This is a genomic window from Fictibacillus halophilus (assembly GCF_016401385.1).
GTDB lineage: Bacteria > Bacillota > Bacilli > Bacillales > Fictibacillaceae > Fictibacillus > Fictibacillus halophilus.
This window is the reverse complement of the sequence record NZ_JAEACF010000001.1, coordinates 1804181-1821565: the sequence shown is the minus strand read 5'-3', so window position 1 is coordinate 1821565 and position 17385 is coordinate 1804181. Positions and strand designations below refer to the sequence as shown.

The 17385-nt window shown below is 38.1% G+C and carries 18 protein-coding genes; 14 read left to right on the top strand and 4 right to left on the bottom strand.

What is annotated here, in order from left to right; translation table 11 throughout:
• Positions 1–238: 238 nt before the first annotated feature.
• Positions 239–1051: a histidinol-phosphatase gene (locus tag I5J82_RS09500; protein WP_198767664.1), complete on the top strand. Its 813-nt coding sequence runs from the start codon at positions 239–241 to the stop codon at positions 1049–1051.
• A gap of 54 nt (positions 1052–1105) precedes the next feature.
• On the opposite strand, the gene serA is transcribed toward I5J82_RS09500, so the two are convergent.
• Positions 1106–2680 (bottom strand): phosphoglycerate dehydrogenase, encoded by a 1575-nt coding sequence (serA, locus tag I5J82_RS09495; RefSeq protein ID WP_198767663.1) that lies wholly within the window; start codon positions 2678–2680, stop codon positions 1106–1108.
• A gap of 193 nt (positions 2681–2873) precedes the next feature.
• Positions 2874–3122: a ferredoxin gene (locus tag I5J82_RS09490; RefSeq protein WP_066395765.1), complete on the bottom strand. Its 249-nt coding sequence runs from the start codon at positions 3120–3122 to the stop codon at positions 2874–2876.
• Positions 3123–3427: 305 nt separating this feature from the next.
• On the opposite strand from I5J82_RS09490, the gene I5J82_RS09485 reads away from it, so the two are divergent.
• The 5 genes from I5J82_RS09485 to I5J82_RS09465 all read left to right on the top strand — a co-directional run bounded on the left by I5J82_RS09485 (position 3428) and on the right by I5J82_RS09465 (position 7495).
• The gene (locus I5J82_RS09485) at positions 3428–4420 is read left to right on the top strand and encodes a YpbB family protein (protein WP_198767662.1); all 993 of its coding nucleotides are present in this window, start codon (positions 3428–3430) and stop codon (positions 4418–4420) included.
• The gene (locus I5J82_RS09480) at positions 4398–5891 is read left to right on the top strand and encodes a RecQ family ATP-dependent DNA helicase (RefSeq protein WP_198767661.1); all 1494 of its coding nucleotides are present in this window, start codon (positions 4398–4400) and stop codon (positions 5889–5891) included. Before I5J82_RS09485 ends, I5J82_RS09480 begins: the two co-directional genes overlap by 23 nt.
• A gap of 23 nt (positions 5892–5914) precedes the next feature.
• Positions 5915–6544: a CPBP family intramembrane glutamic endopeptidase gene (locus tag I5J82_RS09475; protein ID WP_198767660.1), complete on the top strand. Its 630-nt coding sequence runs from the start codon at positions 5915–5917 to the stop codon at positions 6542–6544.
• Positions 6534–6842: a hypothetical protein gene (locus I5J82_RS09470; RefSeq protein WP_198767659.1), complete on the top strand. Its 309-nt coding sequence runs from the start codon at positions 6534–6536 to the stop codon at positions 6840–6842. Before I5J82_RS09475 ends, I5J82_RS09470 begins: the two co-directional genes overlap by 11 nt.
• A 200-nt stretch (positions 6843–7042) precedes the next feature.
• Positions 7043–7495, top strand: a complete 453-nt coding sequence (locus I5J82_RS09465) for a DUF2663 family protein (protein WP_198767658.1) — start codon at positions 7043–7045, stop codon at positions 7493–7495.
• A gap of 6 nt (positions 7496–7501) precedes the next feature.
• On the opposite strand, the gene I5J82_RS09460 is transcribed toward I5J82_RS09465, so the two are convergent.
• Entirely contained in the window at positions 7502–7717 is a 216-nt protein-coding gene (locus I5J82_RS09460) for a hypothetical protein (RefSeq protein ID WP_198767657.1), read from the bottom strand.
• Between the two features lie 175 nt (positions 7718–7892).
• Between I5J82_RS09460 and I5J82_RS09455 the strand changes: the two genes are divergently transcribed.
• From I5J82_RS09455 to I5J82_RS09430, 6 genes are all read left to right on the top strand, one after another.
• A complete protein-coding gene (locus I5J82_RS09455; RefSeq protein ID WP_198767656.1) occupies positions 7893–8645 on the top strand; it encodes a metallophosphoesterase in 753 nt (250 codons plus the stop codon).
• A 65-nt stretch (positions 8646–8710) separates the two neighbouring features.
• Positions 8711–9619 (top strand): MerR family transcriptional regulator, encoded by a 909-nt coding sequence (locus I5J82_RS09450; RefSeq protein ID WP_198767655.1) that lies wholly within the window; start codon positions 8711–8713, stop codon positions 9617–9619.
• Between the two features lie 102 nt (positions 9620–9721).
• On the top strand, positions 9722–10312 hold the full coding sequence (locus I5J82_RS09445) for a genetic competence negative regulator (RefSeq protein WP_144699332.1): 591 nt from the start codon (positions 9722–9724) through the stop codon (positions 10310–10312).
• A gap of 390 nt (positions 10313–10702) precedes the next feature.
• Positions 10703–11620, top strand: coding sequence for a D-alanine--D-alanine ligase family protein (locus tag I5J82_RS09440; RefSeq protein ID WP_198767654.1), 918 nt, complete (start codon positions 10703–10705; stop codon positions 11618–11620).
• Between the two features lie 255 nt (positions 11621–11875).
• Entirely contained in the window at positions 11876–13159 is a 1284-nt protein-coding gene (locus tag I5J82_RS09435; protein ID WP_198767653.1) for a Glu/Leu/Phe/Val family dehydrogenase, read from the top strand.
• Positions 13160–13261: 102 nt separating this feature from the next.
• The gene (locus I5J82_RS09430) at positions 13262–14254 is read left to right on the top strand and encodes a YpdA family putative bacillithiol disulfide reductase (protein ID WP_408610391.1); all 993 of its coding nucleotides are present in this window, start codon (positions 13262–13264) and stop codon (positions 14252–14254) included.
• Between the two features lie 249 nt (positions 14255–14503).
• Here I5J82_RS09430 and I5J82_RS09425 read toward each other — a convergent pair whose 3' ends face one another.
• Positions 14504–15472 (bottom strand): asparaginase, encoded by a 969-nt coding sequence (locus I5J82_RS09425; protein ID WP_198767651.1) that lies wholly within the window; start codon positions 15470–15472, stop codon positions 14504–14506.
• A 91-nt stretch (positions 15473–15563) separates the two neighbouring features.
• Between I5J82_RS09425 and prsW the strand changes: the two genes are divergently transcribed.
• Positions 15564–16244 (top strand): glutamic-type intramembrane protease PrsW, encoded by a 681-nt coding sequence (gene prsW, locus I5J82_RS09420; RefSeq protein WP_198767650.1) that lies wholly within the window; start codon positions 15564–15566, stop codon positions 16242–16244.
• Between the two features lie 242 nt (positions 16245–16486).
• Entirely contained in the window at positions 16487–17368 is an 882-nt protein-coding gene (sleB, locus tag I5J82_RS09415; RefSeq protein WP_198767649.1) for a spore cortex-lytic enzyme, read from the top strand.
• The last annotated feature ends 17 nt before the right edge of the window (positions 17369–17385 follow it).

Sequence of the window (17385 nt, the reverse complement as noted above, 5' to 3'; positions counted from 1 at the left end):
GCTTTTTTTCTTTAAAAACCGGTTCAAAAAGTTGAAAAGCTGAATAGGATGATAAAGTTGATTTTACTTTTACCTAGGAGGACAAAATGCGAGATTATCTGAACCGTTTTTTTGCTGTGATCTTTTTAATGATGTGCTTAAGCGTCCTATTTATCGGAGGTAAATTGGGAGCATAAACACTTGAACGAACAATGATTTCATGGTACATATGGTAAAACGTTTTAAAAAGGAGATTAATATGCTAACAGATTACCATTCTCATCTCGAAAAAGGGACATTGACGATTGATTATCTAAAACAGTTTGTAGACACAGCAAAAGAGAAGGGAATACAAGAGTTTGGGATCTCTGAACACGCTTATCACTTTTATGAAACAAAAAACATCGTATCAAAACCATGGATGGAAGAAAGACGTTATTACAAGATGGACGATTATGTGAATCTGTTTAAGCGTGCCGACCAATTAGGGATGGACGTTCGCATGTCGATTGAAATGGATTATACGCCAGGTAGACACGCTGAGATGGAGGCTTTTATAAAGGCCTATCCTTTCGATTATGTGATCGGATCTGTGCATTGGGTCGATGATTTTGGGATAGACCTTGCAGAATACCGAAAAGAGTGGGATCGTCGTGATCTTTATGAAACGTATCGTTCGTACTATGATCAAATTGTAACACTTGCAGAATCAAATCTATTTGATATTGTTGGACATATCGATCTAGTCAAGATCTTTAAATATGTCCCGACTGATCAAGAATTTCTCTTCGAACAGTATGAGCGCATCACGAATGCGTTACAAAATTCAAAAACATGTGTAGAAATTTCATCTGCGGGTCTAAGAAAACCTGTCGGACGAATTTATCCAGAGCCAGAACTTCTATCACTTTGCTATAAAAAAGGGATACCGATCGTACTCTCTTCAGATGCTCATGAACCTCACCAAGTTGGAGAGAATTACGAGGCTTCGATAAAGCTAGCGAAAGAGATCGGTTACACTAAGTTGATGACTTTTAAGGATGGGGAAAGAAAAGAGGTACAACTGGGTTAAGCATACTAAAAAAGCTCTGCAGAATTTCATGCAGAGCTTTTTACTATTTCTTTTTTACAGATCCAAAGGCTTACACACGAGAAGATCCTCAATACTCGCGAGTTCTTTCTGAGTAGATTCAGGAAGTTGCGTGTCAAATGTAAGAACCATCATGGCTTCACCGCCAGCTGATTTACGGCCAACGTGCATCGTTGCGATATTTATGTTGCGTTCTCCTAAGAAAGCTCCTACTTTTCCGATAATTCCTGGAGTGTCACGATGTTCGATGTAAAGAAGAGAACCTTGTGGTACAAAATCAACTGTATAACCGTTCAACTTGATGATTCTGCCTCCAAAGCCTTTAACGAGCGTCGCTGAAAGGGTAAATGTTGTGTTCAGACCTGTGACTTTTACATGGATGATATTCGGATAACCATGATCGTCTGTTCCGTGCTTTTCACCGACTACAATTCCTTGTTCCTTCGCGGCCACCATGCTGTTTACATCGTTAACAGGACGGTCTAATCTCGTTTTTAAGAAGCCACACAAAAAACTGCGTGTAAGAGATGTTGTATCCGTTTCAGATAATGATCCACCATAACCGATCGAAATCTCTGAAACAGGTTCTTTAAAGAACTGAGTCGTAAAGGAACCTAGAAGATTTGAGAAGTCATAATAAGCAATCAGCTTCTCATACGTATCTTTTGATAACGAAGGAAAGTTTACCGCATGTTTTAAAGGTTGATGTAAAAAATGAGACCGAATCTCATCGCTCGCCATATAGGCGACATTCTTTTGCGCTTGCACCGTGGATGCAGCAATGTGAGGTGTAACAATTACTTTAGGGTGATCGACTAAAGAGCGGCTGACGGGTGGTTCTTGTTCAAAGACGTCAAGGGCACAGCCAGATAGATGATCATTATCTAAGTAATGTAGAAGAGCTTCCTCATCGATGATGCCACCGCGAGCACAGTTTAAGATGAACGCACCTTTTTTAGCGTATTTTAAGTTATCAAAATTTAATAGTTTATGGGTATCTTTTGTAAGCGGGGTATGAACGGTGATAATGTCACTCTGTTGGATTAACGTATCAAGATCAACAGAAGTAACGGATAATTCTTTTTGTTTTTCTTTCGGAAAATAAGGATCAAAAACGAGTACGTTCATGGAGAAGCTTTTCGCGCGTTTTGCAAGTTCAGAGCCGATTCTTCCCATACCTACGATTCCAAGCGTTTTTTGGTAAAGTTCTTGACCGGTATACTTTTTACGGTTCCATTCACCTTGTTTGACAGATTGATTGGCTTGTGGGATGTTGCGGACCAATGCCATCATCATGGCCCATGTATGTTCTGCTGTTGAAATGGTGTTTCCTTCAGGTGCATTTACGACGAGCACACCTCTTTTTGTCGCTGCGTTCAGATCGATATTATCTACACCAACTCCAGCTCGTGCGATGATCTGAAGCGCTGGCAGCTGATTCAAAACATCTTCAGTAATCTTTGTTGCACTTCTTACCATGATTCCTTGAATGTTCTCTGGTTGAGTGATTTCGTCAAGTTTTCCGAAGATCAGTTCAACACCTTCAAGCTTTACTAACGGTTCAACACCTTCACTCGTTATTCCATCACAGACTAATACGGTTGCTGTCACAGTTCCACCCCTTGTCTATCTTTATGAATAGCATCAATATTTTGATAATTTATCACATTCTGACGATAGGTACAACAATGATTTTTAAGATAGCGGTTTCAAAATGTAAGAAAACTAATTGACAATGAGAATCATCCTTAATAAAATAAATAAAAACCCTCTAAATGAAAGAGGGTTCCAGGTAAGATTAAAACTATTCAAATTTTAATGCATCACCATCGAATGACTCATCAGATACTTTGATGGAGTCTGTAGGACAGCCTTCGAATGCATCTTGCATATCTTCTAACAATACATCTGGAATTTCAACGATTCCTTGGTTATCGTCTAGAGTTACAAACGCAATTCCTTCGTCGTCATAATCGTAAATGTCTGGTGCTGCAGCTCCGCATGCTCCACATGCGATACAAGTTTCTTTGTCAACAATCGTATACTTTGGCATAATGAATACCTCCTAAGGAATTGAAAAAATACCCGCTTACATATTTAACCATTTTAAATTAAGGGTCTACTAATCATATTGTAATAAGTATCCCTCTACATTTCAATAGAAAATTAGGACCTCGTCATATCTTTTATTCCCAATCTTCCTCTTAATATAACACTTTTACTCTTAAATTTCCTTAAATCTGATAAGATAGATTATATGATAAAGTGTGGTGATTTATTATAGATATTTGTCATGTTGTTTTATTAGATATCTTTGGAAAAATAAACGGTAGTAGAAAAAGCTCGGGCGTCTATTATATGGTTACAGGAAAGAAGACAGCGCAGTCTTTGTCCGACAGCCAATGGTTTGGAATAGAACGCTATTATGCCGCTTTCAAGGGCATGGCCCATGACACTTTTACTGCATCAATAGAAAGCCTTGTAAAAGAAAAATATATGAAGGCATTAGAAGAACATGTTTATATCCTTACTGAAAAGGGTGAACAAGTTCTTAGGAGTGAGAGTGGTAGATTATCATCCTTAAATCATTTAAACGGATTAAAATATGCCTCAATAGAGACTTCATGTTGGCAAGTCATTACGCTATATGTACAAGCTCTATCCAATTCTCTTTATGGTCATTCTAATTATTCACCGGTCATAAGGGACTTCTCAGTGATCCAAAAAGTTAAATCAGTTTTTCCAAAAACCGAATCAGAAAGAAAGATTCAAGCGGAAAAACTTTATCAAGAGTTATCTCAAGTACTGTTAGAACATGATTCAGTATCAGCTCAGCTATTCGTTAAAAAACTGTCTGGCTACAATAGAATAGGCAGTACTTTTGAGCAGTTATCACGGATTGAAGGCGCGAGTCAGGAAGAGATAGTCCTCCGTTTCAGGGCAGTCTTGCACTCTCTTATACACAAGATAGCTTATGAAAAGATAAATTTTCCTATGTTGCATTCTTTAATAGGCTCATTTACAGAAGCTCCAGCATTAACTAAATCTGCATCGCTAACCTATAGAATGTTAACTAACAACAAATCTCTAGAGGAGATCATGAATGTTAGGAATCTAAAAATTAGTACGTTAGAAGATCATCTTGTAGAGATTGCGAGAGAAGTCCATGATTTTCCGATTACTCCTTATATTAATGATAAAGAATTTTTGAAGGTTAAACATTTTTACACTAAGACGAATGAAACGAAGCTTCGCCCGTTTAAAGATGCCTTTCCTCATCTTTCATATTTTCAAATTAGGCTAGTACTCGCAAAAGAAGGTGGAAAACATGCAACTGGAAGCAGCACTTAAAGAATTATACGGATTTTCTACGTTTAGATCTGGCCAAAAAGAAATTATTACTGATCTGCTTTCAGGTAATGATGTGTTAGGGATGCTGCCGACTGGAACGGGAAAAACGTTAATCTATCAGATGGCCGCCCATCTATTAAGGGGAAGAGCTCTTATCATTTCTCCGTTGGTGTCATTGATGGAAGACCAAGTAGATCAGTTTAAACAAGCGGGTTTTAAGAGAACGGTCGCTCTTAACAGCTTTTTAGATCAGGGTGAGAAGCAAAACATCTTAAAGAGAATACAAGAGTATCAGTTTGTGTTTGTGAGTCCTGAAATCATTCAAAACTCTTATATCCGTTCTATTCTGCTGTCCGTTAATTGGTCTCTATTCGTAGTAGATGAAGCCCATTGTATCTCACAGTGGGGGCATGAGTTTCGTCCATTTTATTTAGAGTTAGCAGATATGAAAAAAACGATGGGAGATCCTCTTTGTCTTGCATTAACAGCTACTGCAACCAAAAAAGTACAGAAGGATATCCTTCATCATCTAGACATGAAGAATGCAAAGGTACATATTCATAGTGTGAACCGTCCGAACATATCTATCTTTGTTGAATGCTTTGTTGATCATGATGTAAAAGTGGATCGCGCGATAAAGCTAGTTCAGCAGCTTAAAGGTCCAGGCATTATTTATACGAATACCAGGAATGCTGCAGAAGGGCTAGTAAAAAGATTTCAAGATCATGATATAGAAGGAGTTGCTTATTATCATGGTGGCATGAATGCAGATGAGAGACTTCTTGTTCAAAAACAGTTTCTTGAATCTCAATTGAACATCATTGTTTGTACAAATGCTTTTGGAATGGGTATTAATAAATCTGACATCAGATTTGTGATTCATTTTCATACTCCATCTACGATCGAAGGTTATATTCAGGAAATAGGCAGAGCTGGCAGAGACTCCGGACCATCTGCAGCCATTCTGCTGTATCATCCAGCCGATCTTGAGATACCCTATCATTTTATTGATCAAGAGCTGCCTGATTCTGTACAAATTGATTATTTGTTTTCCGACCACGAACAGTTAGAAGAGAATACGTACGCAGAAAAGTTAAAGCTTGTTGGACTATCTGAAACGGGTCAGCGGTTCATGGAATATCATTTGAAAAAAGCAGGTGTTCTTCATAAAGAGAATCTTGATGGCCAAGAAAAAAATGTTCTGATTTCAAAAATAAAATTCACGATTGAGAATAGAAAAGCTGATAAAATAGAATCGTTAAAGGCGATTGAAAAGTGGGCAACCAGTGCTGATTGTAAACGGAATGGACTGCTGAGATATTTCGGAGAACCTGGAACTGAACCAGATAAGATGTGCTGTGGACATTGTGGAACAGACCTTTCGCACTTTTATGGAAAACAAGCATCACTTAACACTTCTTATGGATTATGGGAAGATGAACTAAAACGACTTTTAAGAAACGACTTTTAAGACAGGAAGTGTACAACTAAAGGATGAGGAAATCTGTAAAAAACAATTGGATTGATCAGATCACCCCGAAAGAGCTTTTGTTGAACGTCTATTTTTCACAGAGCTTGTTTATGATAGGCGCGTTTGGCCTTGCATTTTTCTTTAAGGTTTCATTTCCTTGGGAGCTGAATGCCCTCGATCTATCAGTAGACGAATGGCTGCTTGCTATAAGTACTGGATTGTTCCTTCCTTTTTTATCGATTCAATTAAAAAAGAGGTTGCCTGAAGAATCGTTAGATGATGGTGGAATCAACGAAAAGATATTTGGTTCTCTCTCTTACGTTCATATCTTTTTCCTAACAGGAATCATTGCTTTTGCTGAAGAGTGGTTATTCCGAGGAGTCCTACAATCGTTATTAGGGCTATTCTTAACGAGTATTATTTTCGCTGTTTTGCATGTTCGTTATATAAAAAAACCTGTTCTTTTTAGTATCGTATGTGGTTTAAGCTTTTGGCTAGGTATGATCTATGAGATGACGGATAACATCTGGGTGCCTTTCATAGCTCATTTCTTAATCGATTTTATTTCAGGATGCTGGATAGCTAATCAAAACAAGAGCAACATCAATATTACAGACAGCGAGAGTAGGAGTGTGGGTCAGGATGAAGAATGATCAGGCAGAGGGTTTAAGAAGTAGAACAGCAGATAATACGACTGCTGCTGTAAATCATGTTCATTCTTTGCCTTCAAGAAGTGAAGTGCACGGAAAAAAGAGAGAAAATGAAGAAAAACAAAGAAATGCTAAAAAAGAAAAGAGAAAAACAACTTTTTTAGTGACTCGATTGCTTTTAACAGCATTTATTCTTTTGGTCGGAATCACACTTACGTATAAATTGTGGTCAAAAGATCTTTATATCCCTGTTCAAAGTGAGGATAGAGAAGGTGTTGAACAAGTTGAAATCGAAGACTAAAGACCGTCTGATTTTTAATATCCAGACGGTCTTTTTTTTGTTACACATATGCTTTTATTAAATCTCTTTAAAGACGATTGTTGGTGTTCTTGATCCGTTTGAACAATAATGAATTTTAAGCTTGTTAACCGGAACAACTATTTTTAAAAAGCATGAATCTGCTTGTATAGGCATAGTTATGTGTACAGGAGGTTATGCTGATGAATGCTCTAAATCACTGGAAGATAAAGCCCTTTGTTAATGAACTAACGAGTATTGTGCTAGCGCAGCTTGTTGATAAAAAAGCTGAGAAAGACAAGTGGAAAAAAGCCATCAACCAATGGGGATTATCGATGATTTTTGTTGTACTAGCAACCTTCGTTTACCTTTACTACTATAAGCTTCCAACAGCCTCAAGGTTTTCAAATCCATTAACGTTGTTATTCTCTGATGAGATGGTATGGATTTGTACAGGTTTTATTATTTTTGCGAGCTTCTATATGATCTGGATGAAAAAGAAGTACAAAAAAGCTGACGATGATTTTGAAGCGATCAGAAAAGATTTTATAGATCGTAATGAAGAATGGTGGAGTGATGAGGAACAATGGAACCAGAGGCATGTTGTTTTTGAATTTATGAAACAAGAATACAACATAAATATTCTTCACAAATAATGAGCTTTACTGACAGGGACATCCAAAAAATAAACAAGAATTTCGATCGTGGCGCTGACCTTGAATAACGACTGTCATCTCACAAAAATGATCAATTCTTCCGAATGCTAGTGTTTCGTGTTTTTCTGTACAATACACTTCTATTGGAAGGCCGAGTCGCATGCTATAAGACAGCTCCGGGTCTGTTGCGAGAGATTTATTCTTCAATTTAGTTAATGTCATGATGTTTTTCCTCTCCTCTTATTTTGGTTAATCATGTAAATTAATCATACGTGAAATTTACATTTTTTTCAACAAATCTTTTTAAATATTCAAAAAATTAACGCCAGTTCCTTTCTGCATAGGATGCTTATAAAAAATATGATATGATCATTTAAATTCATATCAGGAGGGCACAATGATCTTTTTTTATTTATTCATCTTAGCAGGTTTATCGCTATTACTATATATGTATATTGAAGCGCATCGAAATCGTGTCATTCATGATTCGATCAAGATTGAAAAACTGCCAAAGTCCTTTGAAAATTTTAAGATCTTTTTTATATCAGATGTTCATAAACGGATAATATCTGAAAAGGTAATCCAAGAATCAAAAAAAGCGGATCTCGTTGTAATCGGCGGAGACCTTGTTGAAAAAGGAGTTTCGATGAAGAAGGTAGAAGATAATATTAAACGCCTTTCAACAATTGGACCTGTTTTCTTTGTATGGGGAAACAATGATTATGATGTGGGTGCAAAATTGTTAGCTAAAACAATTGAAAACGAAGGTGCAAAGATCTTAGACAATGCTAACTTCATTGTAAAAAGAAATGATGATGTCATCGATTTAGTTGGCGTAAATGATACATCGTTAGGTTTTGCCTCTCTAGAGGATGCACTGAAAGAATGCCAATCTTCTTGCAGAATTTTAATCAGCCATAATCCTGATATATCAAAACAAATTAGCAATGACGACAACATTCAGCTTGTCTTAACTGGGCACACTCATGGAGGACAAATCCGCATAGGACCGTTCGGAATAGCGAAAAGGGGCGGCTGGTATGATGAGACGACACACACGCTATTAGTGAGTAACGGCTATGGAGCAACACATCTACCATTAAGGTTAGGTGCACCAAGTCAGACACATTTGATAACCCTAATACGGTAAAAAGTTTACATTACAACGTTTTATTCGATATACTCTTCTTAACCTATTTATTGGAGGAAGAACGGATGCCTAGTGAAGGGAAATATAACATTAAAGCGGTTTCGAAGATGCTCGGCATTCAAGCAGGAACTTTAAGAGCTTGGGAAAGACGGTATTCAATCGTAAAGCCAATCCGAAATGAGGCTGGCCATCGACTCTACACCGACGAGCAAGTTTACATACTTAAATGGCTAGTGAACAAAGTAAATCAAGGATTTACGATCAGTCAAGCGGTTGACGTTGCCCAAAACGGGGAACTTTATAAAGAAGCAGCTCCTTTTTCTATTGAGAATACTGATCGTGCAGCTGAAATGGGTAATTTGATATTAGAAGCTCTATTATCCTTTCAAGAGAAGAAAGCTAACGATCTTTTGAGCCAAGCTTTCAGTATGTATAATTTGGAAAAAGTCATTATTGATATTTTGGGTACATTATTAGTACGCGTAGGACACCTTTGGGAAGAACAAAAAATTACTGTTGCACACGAACATTTTACTTCATCCTTTTTACGTAGTAAGATTGGACAACTTATTCAATGGCTGCCATCTGATCCATATTTACCAAAGGTTATTGCTGCGTGTGGCTTAGATGAAGAGCATGAACTAGGGCTTCTGATGTTTACACTGTTTCTAAGAAGAAAAGGGTTTGAGGTTATATACTTAGGACATGGAATACCGAAACGAGATTTTGAGGTTGTGTTGAAAGAAGTAGAACCTAAGATGGTATTTTTCTCATGTACGATCGCTGAAAACTCTAAGAAAACTTTGGAGTGGGCAAAAAGCTTGGAAAAGGAATTTCCGGATACCTCATTTGGTGTTGGTGGTGCAGCGATCAATCATATCTCTTCGGAAATTCAGGAGAAGTATGAATCATTCCTGATCGGTAATACAAAGTTAGAATGGGATGACTGGATTGCTCAGAAGCTGAAAAATTAATACCTAAGGTTTTATAATTTGTTGGATGTTTATCACCAACTTTTTGCAAACTCATATATTGATATTAAGACATAATAGCGCCGATCGTAAGGGGGACCAGAGATGCGGGTAGAACGGTTAACCTATAACAAAATAAAAATCTTCCTAACTTTTGATGATCTGAATGAACGAGGTATTTCTAAGGAAGAAATATGGCAGGATATTCCTAAAGTTCATCAGCTATTCCGTGATATGATGACTGAAGCTGATGATGAGGTAGGATTTAAAGCTGATGGTCCTATTGCGGTTGAAGTTTTTTCACTTCCAGCTCAAGGTATGGTTGTTATTGTTACAAAAGGAATTAACGAGTATGAACTTGAAGAAGAATATGATGAAGATTATATAGAGATGCAAGTCACGTTAGATGAGAACGATGAGATATTTTATGAGTTTTCGTCTTTTGAAGACGTTATTTTACTTGCAAAACGCCTTCATTCTTTAGAGATTAAAGGTGGTACTCTGTATTCATTTAATAATCACTTCTACTTAAAGTTTGAAGAAGATGAGGTCCAGCCAGTAGACCTTGATTTGTTTATTGCTCTTCTTGCTGAGTTCGGAAGCTCCTCGACGATTACAAGCTACAGAGTTATTGAGTATGGAAAAGAATTGATGAAATCCGATGCAATAAGCGAACTGTATCGTTATTTTAAGTAACTGAAAAAGAGAGGGGCGCAAAATTTTTGCGTCCTTATTTATTTTGTGAGAAGGTTTTTTAAAAATATTGATGACTTCGGAGTTTTCGTTTCTCTTCTCATGCAAGTTGGTTGGAGCGCAAGGTTGTCGACTAACCGGTCTCCCCATGGAAAGTTAACAATCTGGAGCGTAAATTAACCACTCTCAAATCGCTATAATTTAAACGAGAACAGTCTTGAAAATTCAAACAGCATAAAGAATGAACATAAACGAAAATGTCATGTATATATCATTGTGAATTTAGAGACAAAACGTGTTATGATTATTAATATTTTTCACATCCACTGAACCGATATGACGGCAGGGAATATAATATATACATAAACTTTTGGGCTAGGAGTGACCATTAAGATGAAAATAGCAGTATTATATGGCGGTGTTTCTGCTGAGAGAGAAGTATCCTTATCAACAGGCAAGCAGATCATCTCTGCGCTTGAAAGCAAAGGTCATGAAGTTACGGGCATTGACTTTCATCCTTCACGACTTAAAGATTTGTTGGAACTTGAAGCTGATGTTGTTTTTCTAGGACTTCATGGAAAGTATGGAGAAGATGGCAGGTTGCAAGGTCTTTTAGATATGATGGGGATTCCTTACGTAGGATCAGGTGCTCTAGCATCAGGTATCGCTATGGATAAAGCGAAATCCAAACAGTTCTTTAAAGATGCTAACATTAATATCGCAAAGGAAAAAGTTCTTTATAGAAAGTCGTACGATGAGAACCAGTTAGAACTATCTTTCGATTTTCCGGCAGTAGTAAAGCCAAATAGAGAAGGATCAACGATTGGCCTTACAATCGCTCAAAATCATGATGAGCTGATAAAAGGAATCGCTGAAGCATTTTTGCATGATGATACGATTCTCGTTGAACAATTCGTAAGCGGGAAAGAGGTTACCGTAGCTGTTATGGGGGAACATAACAACTATAAGGCACTTCCTGTTGTCGAGATCGAACCTAAGAATGCTTATTACGACTATGAGTCTAAGTATGCAGAAGGTGGAAGTATTCACTATGTTCCTGCAAGACTTGACGAGAGCACAACAGCTAAACTGCAAAAACAAGCTGTACTTGCTCATGAAGTTTTAGGCTGCGAAGTGTATTCACGTGTAGATTTTATCGTTCCCCACGATGGTTCAGAACCTGTAATCTTAGAAGTAAACACATTACCAGGTATGACGCCGACCAGTCTGTTTCCAGATGCAGCAAAAGAGATCGGAATGGACTATCCTTCAATGATCGAAAAATTAATCGAGCTATCTTTAAAAAAGTAATAACAAACTGTGTTGAAGGAATAACCTTGTCTCCACCTCTTTACGGGGTGGGGATTACATATTAAAAGCAGTGGACATGCCACATAGGTATATTGGCAGAAAATTAGCTATTTTCTCAACAGTCCGTGACTTAAGAAAGCGTTTACTTTTTAGGTGAAAATCACTAATTTTCTCTTCTCTTTGCTTATACAAAGGTGTATACTGACGATGAAGCTTGACTAAACTCTAGAGGTGACGAATATGGGAGGTAAACAAATGACAGCCCAAAATAACACAGACCAAAAATCCGACAATCAACACGAAAATGACAATGTACTCCAATCCACGCAATCCGTAATCGCGGATGCGCTCGATAAATTAGGATACTCTTCCGAAGTTTATGAGTTATTAAAAGAACCGATTCGCATGTTGACCGTTCGAATTCCGGTTAAGATGGATGACGGAAGTACTAAGATTTTTACTGGATATCGTGCCCAGCATAATGATGCTGTTGGTCCAACTAAGGGCGGCGTTCGTTTTCATCCGAATGTATCAGAAACAGAAGTAAAAGCGCTATCAATCTGGATGAGCTTAAAAGCAGGTATTGTGGATCTGCCATATGGCGGAGGGAAAGGCGGAATCATTTGTGATCCGCGTACAATGTCTTTTAGAGAGCTTGAAAGATTAAGCCGTGGCTATGTAAGAGCAATCAGTCAATTAGTAGGACCGACTAAAGATATTCCGGCTCCAGACGTATTTACAAACTCACAGATCATGGCTTGGATGATGGATGAGTACAGCAGAATTAGAGAGTTTGATTCTCCTGGATTTATTACAGGGAAACCACTTGTACTTGGTGGGTCTCATGGCCGTGAAACAGCTACTGCTAAAGGTGTTACGATCTGTATACGTGAGGCAGCAGCCAAAAAAGGTATCCAACTTGAAGGTGCTCGTGTAGTCGTACAAGGATTTGGTAATGCGGGAAGCTTCCTTGCTAAATTCATGCACGATGCTGGTGCAAAAGTAATCGCGATTTCAGATGCTTATGGTGGTCTATATGATCCTGAGGGGTTAGATATCGATTATCTATTAGAACGTCGTGATAGCTTTGGGACAGTAACGAAGCTTTTCAAAGATACGATAACAAATCAAGAACTTTTAGAGCTTGATTGTGACATTTTAGTACCTGCAGCTATTGAAAACCAAATTACTGAAAAGAATGCACACCAGATCAAAGCATCAATCGTTGTTGAAGCAGCGAACGGACCAACTACACTTGAAGCGACTAGAATCTTATCTGAAAGAGGAATTCTTTTAGTACCAGACGTATTGGCAAGCGCAGGTGGAGTTACGGTATCTTACTTTGAGTGGGTACAAAACAACCAAGGTTATTACTGGACAGAAGAAGAAGTAGAAGAGAAGCTTGAGCGAGTAATGGTAAAATCATTTGATACCGTTTATACAACTGCCATGAACAGAAAAGTAAACATGAGACTAGCCGCTTATATGGTTGGTGTTCGTAAAATGGCTGAAGCATCTCGCTTCAGAGGCTGGATTTAAAATTTTTGCAAACTCATACCAAATCTCCTATCATATGATGATAGGAGATTTTTTTGGTATGCTAAGGAAGAATAACTGTGTTTTTTTGGAGTGATGAAAAAAGTGAATATAGACGTATGTATTATTGGTGGTGGGCCATGTGGATTGGCTGCAGCTCTTGCACTACAGAAAAAAGGAATTTCTTACTGCGTGATTGAAAAAGGAAACGTAGTTAACACCATTTATCAATATCCAACGCATCAGACCTTTTTTAGCTCGAGTGAAAAACTTGAGATCGGCAACTTTCCTTTCGTGCATGAACAACGAAAGCCGAGAAGAATTCATGCGCTAACGTACTATCGAGAAGTAGTTAAAAGAAATAAACTCCATATTCGTACATTTGAAAGAGCGAAATCGGTTAACAAACAGTCTGATGGAACATTTAAAGTTGAAACAATCAATCGTAAAGATGAAACGATTTGTTATGATGCCAAATACGTCATTATCGCAACAGGGTATTACGATAACCCTAATCAATTGAACATTGAGGGGGAAGACCTGCCTCATGTTCATCATTATTTTAAAGAAGGTCATCCTTATTATGATCTTGATGTTGCGGTGATCGGTGGGAAAAATTCTGCGATCGATGCAGCGTTAGAACTGCAAAAAGCAGGTGCACGTCCTCACGTCTTTTACAGAGGAAGTCATTATTCACCGAGCATCAAACCATGGGTACTTCCGGAATTTGAGGCATGTGTAAAAGCAGGTAGTATTCAGATGACTTTTGATGCATGCGTAAATAAAATAACAGAGGACGGCATGTATGTGATACAAGGAGATAATGGATCTGAAACGTATCATCCGTTTCATGCAGTGTTTGCCATGATCGGCTATCACCCTGATCATTCGTTCTTATCTAAGATGGGTGTAGGTATCGATGAAGAAACCGGACGTCCTTCGTTTTCTGAAGATACGATGGAAACAAACGTTGACGGATTATTTATTGCAGGTGTAATTGCTGCTGGTAACAATGCTAATGAGATATTTATTGAAAATGGAAGGTTTCACGGTGAAGTGATCGCTGAAACGATAGAGAAAAGAGAAAAAAACCGATAACCTTTTTAAGTTATCGGTTTTTTTCGTGAATCTCTGATTAAAGAATAAAATCAGTTTAAATTGTCTGTTTTTGTCGACTCGTGGATATATGCGTTGAACTCGTCAAATTAATTGATAAACTCATCTAATTATCAAAAATATTTTAAAATTATCTTCGTAATTTTCAAATCACATGTCCGATTCCCATGTCTACTAACTAAGTCTTTATCATTCATGGTCAATCATTCAATCAATTGATGAAAATATCCATTATTGCAGAAAAAGTCGTTGCAACTGATGTGGTTCACTCGTATTTTCTAAGGCGATCATCAGTTTTAATCGTGCTTTTTGTCCGTTTAGTCCGTTTGAGAAGATCGCGCCAATTTCTTTTAAGTGCTTTCCTCCACCTTCATATGAGTAGATGTCTTGAGCGATTCCGTTAAAACATCTTGATACGAGTACAACAGGTATTCCATTTGAAATGAGTTCTTTTATGGCAGGCACTGTTGCAGGAGGCAAGTTCCCTTGACCTAATGCTTCGATGACAACGCCATCTGCTGAATTTGTTGCCGCTTGGATCAAATTACCGTCCATGCCTGCATATGCTTTAAGTAAAACGACGTTTTTAGAAAAGTTCTTCACATGAAAGAAGTCTGATCGAATCGGTGTGTGATGGAACAGAACTCCTCGTTTTGTTACGATACCGATCGGTCCATATTGAGGACTCTGGAATGTCGCGATGTTGCTCGTGTGAGTCTTCGTAACATTTTTTGCAGCGTGGATCTCGTCGTTAAACACAACAAGTGTTCCTTTGCCTAACGATTGATCTTCACAGGCAACTCGTACAGATGAGATCAGGTTGTATGGTCCATCTGAACCATGTTCGTTACTTGATCGCATTGCACCCGTAACAATTACTGGAATTGATGTTTGCAGTACTAGATCTAATACATAAGCCGTTTCTTCGAGCGTGTCTGTTCCGTGAGTGATGACGATTCCATCGAATTGATCAGAATTTGTTTGTGTAGTAATAAATTGTGCTAACTCCAGCATATGGGAAGGAGTAATATGAGGAGATGGCAGATTTACATAATTTTTTACCGATATTTCTGCTAGATCAGACAGTTCTCTGAGGGTTGCCTCTAGTGGGTGTGTTTCTTTCGTATTTACACCTCCTGTGGATTTGTTTTCTTCCATCGCGATGGTGCCGCCAGTATGAATTAATAATATCTTTTTCAAGATTACCGCCCTCCTTATTCTTCGTGTTCGCTATTCCACTTCTTAAAATATCATGTTACGATATAAAAAAACAGTAGAAAAGAGGCAGGACATGCTAGCTGTAATTTCTGCAGCGGTGGCTCCGGCTATTGCTCTATTATCCTTTTTTTATCTAAAAGATAAATATGAGACCGAACCATTGTCATTGGTGGTCAAAGTATATATATTTGGCGTTCTTCTCGTCTTTCCGATTATGGTTATTCAGTTTGGAATTACCGAAGAATTGAACGTACCTTCTTTTGTTGAGGCATTTTTTATCAGTGGCACATTAGAAGAGTTCTTCAAATGGTTCTTAGTGTTCTATGGAGCATATCTTCATGAAGAGTTCAATGAACCGTATGATGGAATCGTATATGCCACTGCATTGTCATTAGGATTTGCGTCTTTAGAAAACATCTTTTATCTGTATACGTTCGGAATTAAAGAAGCATTAGTTCGAGCCCTTCTGCCTGTAAGTGGTCATGCTTTGTTTGGTGTGATCATGGGTTTTTATTTAGGAAAAGGGAAATTCTCGACAGGAAGAAAGAAGAAGATGTATCTTACCCTCTCACTCCTATTACCGATTGTGTTACACGGTACGTTTAACTTCTTGTTGTTATCCAGTACAAAATATATTTTCTTTTATATGTTTCCTTTTATGATCTTCTTATGGTGGTTTGCTCTTCGGAAAGTAAGAATTGCTAATACTACTCTAACTCCATATTCAAATCCAGATGCGAAGACCGGAATTTAACCGGTCTTCTTTTATTTGACTATCAGAAAGTATAACTTGTTAGCACGATTTCATTCGACGTGGCAACAAGTTAAGGTAGATAGTATAAGCGCAACTAAGGCAGACTTGAAGAGCTTGGCGTCAGCCAAGTTTTCTTTATTGTGAACCATGAGTCTTTGAAAGCTGAATAAAAAAAAACAGATTACAAATGATATCTGTATAACACGAAAATGGAGATTAAATTACAGGAGGCTTACTTTCTCATGAAAAGAAATTCAGCTTACATAAAGGGAGCATTCTTTGCAATCGCCCTTTGTTTTGGGCTATTAGCTGGATTTGGTCAGAACAATGCACAAGCATTTTCAAACCAAGTCATACAGGTAGGAGCTACAGGTGAAGATGTAGTCGAACTTCAGTCGAGGCTTCAATATCTAGGTTTTTACACGGGAAACATCGATGGTGTTTTTGGATGGAGAACGTATTGGGCATTACGAAACTTCCAATATGAATTCGGTCTACCGATTGATGGTTTAGCAGGCGGTACTACAAAAAACAAGTTAGCCAAAGCTTCTAAATACGATAAAGCTTGGGTAAATAAGCAGATTGATACCGGTAAGAAGTTCTCTTATTACGGTGGTGAGAAGAAAAGTGCGAAGAGTGGAGCAGCTAAAGGGGGCACTGCAAAAAGCGGCACGCCAAAAGCTGGAACTGCAAAGGGCACAAAAGGAGCGGGACAGCCTAAAGCAAAGCCTGCTCAAGTTAAACCAGCAAAGAACATCCCTAATGGTTATTCGCAGAACGATGTAAACTTGATGGCTAATGCTGTATATGGTGAAGCACGTGGTGAGCCTTACATCGGTCAAGTCGCAGTAGCAGCAGTAATTATTAATCGAGTAAATAGTGCTTCATTCCCGAATACAGTTTCTGGTGTAATCTTCGAACCAGGAGCATTTACAGCAGTTGCGGATGGTCAGATCTATCTGACTCCAAATGCGCAAGCAAAAAAAGCGGTAATGGACGCACTGAACGGTTGGGATCCAACAGGTGAAGCAGAATATTATTTTAACCCTGATACAGCTACATCAGGCTGGATATGGTCTCGTCCTCAAATCAAAAAAATCGGAAAGCACATTTTCTGCAACTAATAAAGGGGTGAACTGAT

Excerpts from the sequence above, each read along its gene's own strand:
- I5J82_RS09480 (WP_198767661.1), top strand. The coding sequence starts at position 4,398 with ATGCAACTGGAAGCAGCACTTAAAGAATTATACGGATTTTCTACGTTT.
- I5J82_RS09435 (WP_198767653.1), top strand. The coding sequence starts at position 11,876 with ATGACAGCCCAAAATAACACAGACCAAAAATCCGACAATCAACACGAA.
- I5J82_RS09440 (WP_198767654.1), top strand. The coding sequence starts at position 10,703 with ATGAAAATAGCAGTATTATATGGCGGTGTTTCTGCTGAGAGAGAAGTA.
- I5J82_RS09450 (WP_198767655.1), top strand. The coding sequence starts at position 8,711 with ATGCCTAGTGAAGGGAAATATAACATTAAAGCGGTTTCGAAGATGCTC.
- I5J82_RS09445 (WP_144699332.1), top strand. The coding sequence starts at position 9,722 with ATGCGGGTAGAACGGTTAACCTATAACAAAATAAAAATCTTCCTAACT.
- I5J82_RS09455 (WP_198767656.1), top strand. The coding sequence starts at position 7,893 with ATGATCTTTTTTTATTTATTCATCTTAGCAGGTTTATCGCTATTACTA.
- I5J82_RS09460 (WP_198767657.1), bottom strand. The coding sequence starts at position 7,717 with ATGACATTAACTAAATTGAAGAATAAATCTCTCGCAACAGACCCGGAG.
- I5J82_RS09485 (WP_198767662.1), top strand. The coding sequence starts at position 3,428 with ATGGTTACAGGAAAGAAGACAGCGCAGTCTTTGTCCGACAGCCAATGG.
- I5J82_RS09465 (WP_198767658.1), top strand. The coding sequence starts at position 7,043 with ATGAATGCTCTAAATCACTGGAAGATAAAGCCCTTTGTTAATGAACTA.
- I5J82_RS09500 (WP_198767664.1), top strand. The coding sequence starts at position 239 with ATGCTAACAGATTACCATTCTCATCTCGAAAAAGGGACATTGACGATT.
- I5J82_RS09470 (WP_198767659.1), top strand. The coding sequence starts at position 6,534 with ATGAAGAATGATCAGGCAGAGGGTTTAAGAAGTAGAACAGCAGATAAT.
- prsW (WP_198767650.1), top strand. The coding sequence starts at position 15,564 with ATGCTAGCTGTAATTTCTGCAGCGGTGGCTCCGGCTATTGCTCTATTA.
- sleB (WP_198767649.1), top strand. The coding sequence starts at position 16,487 with ATGAAAAGAAATTCAGCTTACATAAAGGGAGCATTCTTTGCAATCGCC.
- I5J82_RS09490 (WP_066395765.1), bottom strand. The coding sequence starts at position 3,122 with ATGCCAAAGTATACGATTGTTGACAAAGAAACTTGTATCGCATGTGGA.
- I5J82_RS09475 (WP_198767660.1), top strand. The coding sequence starts at position 5,915 with ATGAGGAAATCTGTAAAAAACAATTGGATTGATCAGATCACCCCGAAA.